Source organism: Granulosicoccus sp. 3-233, assembly GCF_052681095.1.
On the sequence record NZ_JBQYLE010000032.1, the window covers coordinates 1 to 7,910 of the forward strand.

General features: G+C 44.6%; 6 protein-coding genes. All 6 read left to right on the forward strand.

What is annotated here, in order from left to right; genetic code table 11:
• Nucleotides 1-375: 375 nt before the first annotated feature.
• The 6 genes from ACUNV4_RS30000 (at nucleotide 376) to ACUNV4_RS30025 (ending at nucleotide 7,800) form a co-directional block, all read left to right on the forward strand.
• Nucleotides 376-1,122, forward strand: coding sequence for a glycosyltransferase (locus tag ACUNV4_RS30000; RefSeq protein ID WP_430882362.1), 747 nt, complete (start codon nucleotides 376-378; stop codon nucleotides 1,120-1,122).
• Nucleotides 1,123-1,135: 13 nt separating this feature from the next.
• Nucleotides 1,136-3,148, forward strand: coding sequence for a glycosyltransferase family 4 protein (locus ACUNV4_RS30005; RefSeq protein ID WP_430882363.1), 2,013 nt, complete (start codon nucleotides 1,136-1,138; stop codon nucleotides 3,146-3,148).
• A gap of 77 nt (nucleotides 3,149-3,225) precedes the next feature.
• Nucleotides 3,226-4,839, forward strand: a complete 1,614-nt coding sequence (locus ACUNV4_RS30010) for a sulfotransferase family 2 domain-containing protein (RefSeq protein WP_430882364.1) — start codon at nucleotides 3,226-3,228, stop codon at nucleotides 4,837-4,839.
• Nucleotides 4,840-5,052: 213 nt separating this feature from the next.
• Nucleotides 5,053-5,949, forward strand: a complete 897-nt coding sequence (locus ACUNV4_RS30015) for a hypothetical protein (RefSeq protein ID WP_430882365.1) — start codon at nucleotides 5,053-5,055, stop codon at nucleotides 5,947-5,949.
• A 730-nt stretch (nucleotides 5,950-6,679) separates the two neighbouring features.
• Nucleotides 6,680-6,811: a hypothetical protein gene (locus tag ACUNV4_RS30020; RefSeq protein ID WP_430882366.1), complete on the forward strand. Its 132-nt coding sequence runs from the start codon at nucleotides 6,680-6,682 to the stop codon at nucleotides 6,809-6,811.
• A 26-nt stretch (nucleotides 6,812-6,837) separates the two neighbouring features.
• Nucleotides 6,838-7,800 carry an NAD-dependent epimerase/dehydratase family protein gene (locus ACUNV4_RS30025; RefSeq protein WP_430882367.1) on the forward strand — a complete coding sequence of 321 codons (963 nt, stop codon included), beginning with the start codon at nucleotides 6,838-6,840 and terminating at the stop codon, nucleotides 7,798-7,800.
• Nucleotides 7,801-7,910 lie beyond the last annotated feature (110 nt).

A 7,910-nucleotide genomic window follows, 5' to 3' on the forward strand; every position in this document is an offset into this window, starting at 1 on the left:
CTAGCAGCAAGTGCGGGTGATGCACTGATGATAGGTTACATGCGTCAGAACGCCAGTCTGATGTCGTGAACGCTTACGATAGCGACCTCCTGCCCCGGAAAAAGGCTAACGGTAGGCGACAGAGCAGCCAATCTGTACGTCCCTTCGTAATCAGGATCGGTTTCGCGGCGACTCTCATGGCATGTGAAATGCATCAAGGTGCTGGGTTCTGAAGGCGTAGCTGTGTTAGATGCGTCACGAATCTGAACGCGGGTAGATTGGAATGATCAAACACACACTTTGTATTATCTGAATCCGAAGTGAGTTATGTGAGTTCTGGACCGTTGCCCAGCTTTAGGTTGAAGATCAAATCTGTTGAATTGGAGTTGGTAGCAAATGGCAGACGTAACCTGTGTGATCAATGTGCATCGTGAGTCTCATTTGGTCACGCCAACCATAAAGAGCGTTCAGCGAGCAAGAAAATTTGCGAGCGCTTGTGGAATTGAGACGACTCTGATGTTGGTGCTGGACAAGACCGACGAAGATACGAGAAGCGTTGTTTGTCAGCAGGTGGAAGATTCCGATGATGTGTTGGAGATATCGAAGGGTGATCTCGCGTTAGCGCGAAACGAAGCCATAAAATCCGCAAAATCTGAGTATGTAACATTCCTTGACGGTGATGATCTATGGTGTCAGACGTGGATTGTTGATTGTTTTGCCAAAGCATCTCGAGATGGCGGAGATTGTGTGCTGCATCCTGAGTACAACATCTATTTCGGTAATGATGCTTCGCATGTATTAAAGCATGTTGACTCGGAGTCAGAACGCTTTGAATTCGAATATATCTACAGACAAAATTACTGGACAGCTTTATCTTTCTCCAAGCGTACAGTCTATGAACGGTTTCCCTACAAGAAAAATACAATACTTGACGGATTCGGTTACGAGGATTGGAACTGGAATTACGAAACCTTGACGGCGGGTATAAAACACAAAACCGTCACAAATACTGCTCATTTCATACGTCGAGGAAAGGACGAAGGTTCGTTGTTGGATAAGACCAATTCAGGAGGCGCTATTCCAGGTGTTCTGGAGATCTATAGAAAGCGACCTGAAATCACTGAGTTAAGCAAGGCTGCTTGAAGTGAACAAGACGATGAAGGTAGCAGTAGAAAGGAATAGAGTCGCCAGAGGAAAGGTTGAAAGAATCGGCGTCAAAGGCATCAGGGGATGGGTTTTTCTGGAGAGCGGTGATGAACCTGAACTACAAGTGTTCGTCAACGGTCGTCAGCTGAAAATAGCAAAACCGTCGATAGAGCGGCCCGAACTTCAAAAGAAGCTCGGTACATCCACGGCCTGTGGCTTTAGCATTGAGTTCACCGATGATGATCAAGTCGGTCGTCAGAGAATAAACGAAGTGCAAATCAAGGAAGTCAACTCTGGTTATGACTTTGGGAAAGATGTGCATCTCTTCTGCCCGCTGGTAAAGCAGCAAGCAGACTCTCTTAGAGAATTGTTTGTACCCGAATATTATCGTAAACGATACGGTCTGGAATCGAGCTCAAACTCCGAAGCATTTCAACACTTTGTTCAGGAGGGAATCTACCAGGACCATGATGCCAACCCCTGGTTTTCCAGTAAATTTTTCAGGAATCGATATCAGAGGAAGCTGAAGAACATTGAGATTCCGATTCTTGCTTATCTAGCCTTTGAGGATAAGCTTGAGTACATGGCTTCAGAGTCATTTGACCCCAAATATTATGCGCAGATGAACCCTGATCTGTCGGTAGAGTGGGGATTGCTTAAACATTACGTACAGCACGGTCATCAGGAAGGGCGCGCAGGTAAACGATATGAATTGCCAGATTCCCTAAAGGCGGAAACCGATGCTCTCGCTCAAATTGAGCCGAAGCTTGGAGGGTATTTCGATAGGCAGAAGAGTGTTGTCGAGTATCCACTGATTAAATCTTCTACGTACGCTCCATGTCTGATCAGAGGGCGGTATACAGATGGTATCCAGGTTGCCATTTGCGTACCGTTCTTGAGTCGCGGTGGTGCTGATCTCGTATCCACCTATATTCTGAAAGCCTTTCAGCAGCGATATGGGGCTGAAAACGTTCTCCTGCTTGTCACAGATCGTGCGGAGAATGTGGTTCCGCAATGGATAATGGAGGATACGCAGGTAGTTTATCTTGATGAGGAATCGAACTTCTCGGGTTTCGATGATAGAGTTCATACGCTGCATTCAATAATAGGCATGCTATCTCCTGAAAAGATAGTGAATATCAACTCCCATGCGGCGTGGGAAATGTACAAAGTCTATGGGCGACAGTTGGCTTCCGTTGCAGATCTATACGCATATATATTCTGTTTCGACTATACAGTCGGCAATGCCAGGGTTGGCTATATAGTAGATTACGTCCCGAAAACCATAAAGTATCTCAAACGCATTTTTTGTGATAACCAGACTGTAATTGACGATATGGAGAGCTTGTACGGATTCTCCAAAGTCAATAAAGATGTTCTTCAGGTTGTGTATGTGCCCACGCCACGGAATCTGTCTATATTGAAGAAAGATAAGGCCGGGCCGTTTTCGAAAAAAATTCTCTGGGGAAGTCGACTCGTCAGGCAGAAGCGTCCTGAGTTGCTTGTGAAGATTGCGCAGAAAATGTCTGAGTGCGAGTTTGTCGTCTATGGAACCCCTAGCGACTGCGAGGTGTCTGATCGAATCGTGGCAAATGAATATCCGAACATCGAGTACAGAGGAGTGTTTGGGGACATGTCCGATCTGAACCTTGAGGAATTCTCATTATTCTTGAATACTTCGGCGTGGGACGGGCTACCGACAATGTTGATCAACATGATGGGAGCAGGTCTGCCGATTGTCAGTTCGAGCGTGGGTGGTATTAAGGAACTTGTTTCGCCGGATACCGGATACCTAGTTGAACAACATAACGATGTGTCGGAGTATTGCGTACGTATCATGCAGGCACTTGTCCACTATTCAGAAAGTGAGTCGAAGGCAGCTAATGGCGTTGAGTTCGTAAGGAAACGTCATAAATGGAATGCATTTTATGCAAGGCTAGAAGAGGTTGGAGCTTTCGATAACCATTCAAATGCAATTAGACGTGTGGTCCCGTTATCCGACAGAAGGGAATACAGTAGCTGAAATATCTGATCTGCGGATGACCATTTTTCCCTGATGGGTATGTCCTATATAAAAATTTTGAATGAGCAATTTGTTTTATGCATAAATCACCCTTGCTGATAAGTGGGATAGGTAGGTCCGGCACTAGTGCCGTGATCTCAGCCATGAGTAAGCACAAATCAGTGGTTGAGCCGAGCAGGGTTGGAGAGGCTCCCTTTTTCAATCATTTTATTAGATTTTTAATCGATTACGAAGATGAATCACCACACAAAGAGTATCATCACAAAAATTATCAATTAGATAAAGCTGGAAGGGATCAGGTATTCTCGAGGCTTTTATCTCAGGTTCAATATGGCTTCGACGTCGAGGAGTGCGATCAAGGCAAGGAGTTCTGGATCGCGAAGGTGTCTCTCAATAACTCATCTTATGCTAAATGCTGCGAAATGTTTGAGAGTCTGCGGATCATATATGTGATACGTAATGGGGTAGAAGTTGTCAATTCAGCCAAGTCTTTCAGCGGGTTCAAGGAACTGTCTTTTGAACAGCTTTGCAGGCGTTGGGTAGGTAATATTGAGGATTGTCGTTATGTGCATTCAGCAGCGAACTGTGCGGTAATCAAGCATAACGAACTTGTCCAAGATCCGCATTCTGTTTTCGAAAACGTGTTCGACAGCTTAAGAATGGAGAGAGATACTGGTCCAGCCGAATTCATTTCCAGTACTCTTTTTAATTCGTCATTCAATGAATCTGGCTCAATGGAGTCGGCAAGATTAGTTTTTAAAGATCGACTTGCATGCTGGGAGGAATGGAGTGAGGCAGAAAAGGAAACGTTTATTCGGATATGTGATCCCCACATGCAGGAGTTCGATTTTCGTCGACCCTACAGCAATATTTCCAGCAGTGTTACTTCCTCGCAAGCACATGCCGAAGACTTGCCAAGCAATAGTATTAATTTCACCAAGAAGGATTTGCTCGATCTTGTAGAAGGCCGGATGACTATTCCGCAATTCGATTATCATGCTAACACCTCTATCAGTCGAGGGTATCTGTTCATGGAAAACCCGAAAGTCGCATCGACCAGCACGCTGAAAGTGCTTCAGCAGATGGAGGACCCTGTGAAGGCTGACAGAATGGCGAATCCTCACGCCAGGAATGATTCTCCAATACCGAGATTTTCCAGCCTTTCAAGCGAGTACAAGCGTAGAATGCTGGAGTCCGATGATATATACCGCTTCACTTTCGTAAGAGACCCATACACCAGATTATTGTCAGCGTATCTCTCCAAGATTGCTAGACCGTTGCGTCCGAAGGCGGAGATACTAGCGGTCATTCATGACAAGCCACGCGAGGAAGTGACAGATCTCGACCAGTACGTCTCCTTCGGGGATTTCGTAAAAGTTGTTTGCTCACAAGAAACAATTGATATGAATAATCATTGGAAGCCTCAAGTGGATCAAATACTATTCGATAAAATCAAATATGATTTCATTGGCAAATTTGAGAGCCTGGACGATGACTTTGCGAAGATTGTTCATAGACTCTCTGGCGATCAATATGGTCAACTGGAGCAATCCAAAAACAAGACTGGTTCTAATAGCAAACTGGCGGAGTACTACTCGCCTGCTATTGAAGCTATGGTTTTCGAGAGGTATGAGGCGGATTTCAATGCTTTCGATTATAAACGATATTTGTTCGGTAGCTTGGCTGCCTGATCTGTCTGGAGAAGCGCTGGGCCGTTTGTGATTCTGCGGGTTTGCGTTAGTTGAGTGAATTTGGATAATTAATAGGTGCTCGAATAGTAGTCAGGGTTTGTACCAGTCTTGCGTCCTGAAAAACGTCTTTGCAGTTTGTTTTTTGTATATGCCAAGGAAAATTGACGCGCTGAAATATCTTGATATATATTGACTAATTGATAATAGAATTTCATGAAAAATGAATACGGTATTCTGCTGTCCGCTTATGGGCAGAAATACATAGAAGAAAGCAAGGTCCTTGTAAAATCTATTCGGAAGCATATGCCTTCGTTAGATGTCGCGTTGGTAACTGATGGCTCTACAGAAGTTCCTGAAGGGCTGTACGATCACGTACGACGCGTCAATCTTGAGGATATAATTCCTAGTATAGATGGTGTGGAGTGTGCTGAAATCATATCAAAATCATCGATTCACACACCTAAGATGAAAGGCTTTTTTTTCAAGATAAAATCAATGTCCTTGTCTCCATTTTCCAGGACACTTTTTCTTGATACAGACACGATTATTGGTCACCCAGTAAACGATGTCTTCCATTTGCTTGAGAAGTACGATGTCGTTGTTGGATATGCCCCTACTAAGACACCTTCCTCTATTGGTTTGAAGCCAATTAACGAAATTGAGAAGCATGCTGCAGTCCCTAGAATAAATACAGGTGTAGTAGGGTTCTCGGAGTCTGCGGTTTGTGATGGCTTTTTTTCGGAGTGGGAGAAGCTTCTGATTTCGGGGTTGAACCGTGGAATGCACATCTCCAGGCCTAAATACAGTGACCAAGCCGAATTCAGGCGATTGATATGGAATCAGAAGTCAAGTTTGTTCGTTTTGCCTGTGGAATATCACCTCAGATCGGGAAATACCGCGGTGCTAGAAGGGCCTGTTAGAATATTGCACGGAAGGCCAAGTGGAGGCAGGGAGAAGTTGATCGATTTTCTAAATTCAACTGAGGAGAATCGAATCTGGATTGCGAGCGAAGGTATGCTCAAAAGTTCCGATGATTATAATGTCACACATAGCTATACGAGTTATTCCAATAGCAGTATGCTAGGTTCAATAGCTTCTGCCGGTATTTAGAGAAGAACCTGAATCTATGTTGGGAAACGGGTGCGTAATCATTATTTAGAATGCAGTGCAAATCGTGCGTGACGTAATACGTTGGTGCTTGTAAGTTTCGACGACATGAGTGCTTTGCTTGACACGAGAATGTTTGCGGTAGCTATGTGTATGGGTGGGGCGTGAATATGTCGAATACTGCGTTGTAGGGCTGAGTAAATGCTTTCAGGATCTGGTCGGTCACAAACAACTTGAATTAACGAACCTGATGAGTTGTTGATTCAGATGCATAGTCCTAACAACAATTCGTTTATTTCCAACGATAGCAAAGGTTTTCAGGGATATTGTCGAAGTTAGATCTTCCAAACAATCGGGATTAACTCAGCTCGGTAATAGAACTGCATTCGAAGCGTTTTAATGGCGGATCGTCCGAAACTCCATGAATTGAATCACGACGGTGTCTGTTAGAGTTAGCGTAACTAGATGTACCAATGGGATGAGTGCTGGAAATCTCCGCTCAACCACCAGCGGATTAGTCGATTCGCATTGGAGGATTTTAGCAAAATATATTAACTAACGCTGACTATATAACCAGTTGAGTTATGGTGCGCACAAAGCCTCGAATGGTTTTTCCAGAGGCGGCTTGGTGTGAAGTCGCCGTATATAGTGGGTGTGATGTTCTAACAGCTAAGTTCGAAAGCATTTCGGACCAACTGGCAGGTATGACGGGCCTCCAAATGCATTGTGTAGTATGATGCTGAGCATATTTGAGCTGACCATCAAGCGAAGCATGGATATCATGCTGGCAGATGGCGACTTTGAGCTGGCTGCTGTTTCGTTGGTTGTGTTTAAAAAAGTGAGCAGTGCGTTAGAAGTTATTTGATTCCGTGGAACTAGAGGTGATGTAAAGTGCTGGCACTTGTTTTAGGAGGTAACGGATTTATAGGATCGCACGTTGTCGACAGGCTCGTTTCAGAGGGTCATTCGGTGCGGGTTTATGATCGCAGTAGCGTGGAAGGGACTGAATTCGGCCATTCAAAGGTAAGTTACTGCCAAGGAAATTTTGATGATCATGAGCGCCTGAACGAAGCATTGGATTCAGTAGACGTCGTTTTTCATCTTATAAGTACCTCGGTGCCATCAACATCCAATTTGGATCCCGTTTCCGATATACAGAGTAATCTTGTTAATACCGTCAAGCTCTTGAAGGTAATGGAAGCACACTCAGTGCAGAAGATCGTGTATCTGTCATCTGGCGGCACAGTCTATGGTGTTCCGGAGCAGTCTCCAATCCCTGAAGAACATCCTCTCAGTCCAATTTGCTCTTACGGTATCGTGAAGGTAGCTATAGAGAACTATCTCCATATGTACAGTCGCTTGAATGGGTTGGACTACGTAGCTCTACGAGCATCTAATCCCTTTGGTCCGCGTCAAGGGAATAGTGGTATCCAAGGGGTTGTGGGAACATTTTTATGGAAAGCCGCCAATCATCAACCTATAGATATTTACGGTGATGGTTCTGTTGTGAGAGATTTTTTACATGTTACTGATCTAGCCAAGCTATGTGTTTCGGCTGCGAATTCATCTAATGTGGGTAGTTACAATGCTGGGTCAGGTTGCGGCCATAGTATTTCAGATGTCGTTGACACGATATCCAGAGTTACAGGGGCCGCGTTGGAGGTCAAGTACCATGAGGGCAGGGCGTTTGATGTGCCTCACTGTGTTCTTGATATTTCCAAAGCACGCCGAGTTTTCAATTGGAGCCCTACCATAGAGTTCGAGCATGGCGTGGTTGACACATGGAATTGGATAAATAAACAAGAATCTGCTTGTAATTGTGCTGGAATAGAGAACTCCAGCTGTATTGCTTGATTGAGAATTAGTCCTGAAAATATTTATTGGACCGCGGTGTTTGTCAACATAGTTGCGTGTGCCGCAGTAATGCGGATCGGTCGACAAGAAGTCTACCGAGAAGTACGAGA

Bases quoted from the DNA above. Each gene is read 5' to 3' on its own strand.
- ACUNV4_RS30000 (WP_430882362.1), top strand. From the start codon at position 376: ATGGCAGACGTAACCTGTGTGATCAATGTGCATCGTGAGTCTCATTTG.
- ACUNV4_RS30005 (WP_430882363.1), top strand. From the start codon at position 1,136: ATGAAGGTAGCAGTAGAAAGGAATAGAGTCGCCAGAGGAAAGGTTGAA.
- ACUNV4_RS30010 (WP_430882364.1), top strand. From the start codon at position 3,226: ATGCATAAATCACCCTTGCTGATAAGTGGGATAGGTAGGTCCGGCACT.
- ACUNV4_RS30015 (WP_430882365.1), top strand. From the start codon at position 5,053: ATGAAAAATGAATACGGTATTCTGCTGTCCGCTTATGGGCAGAAATAC.
- ACUNV4_RS30020 (WP_430882366.1), top strand. From the start codon at position 6,680: ATGATGCTGAGCATATTTGAGCTGACCATCAAGCGAAGCATGGATATC.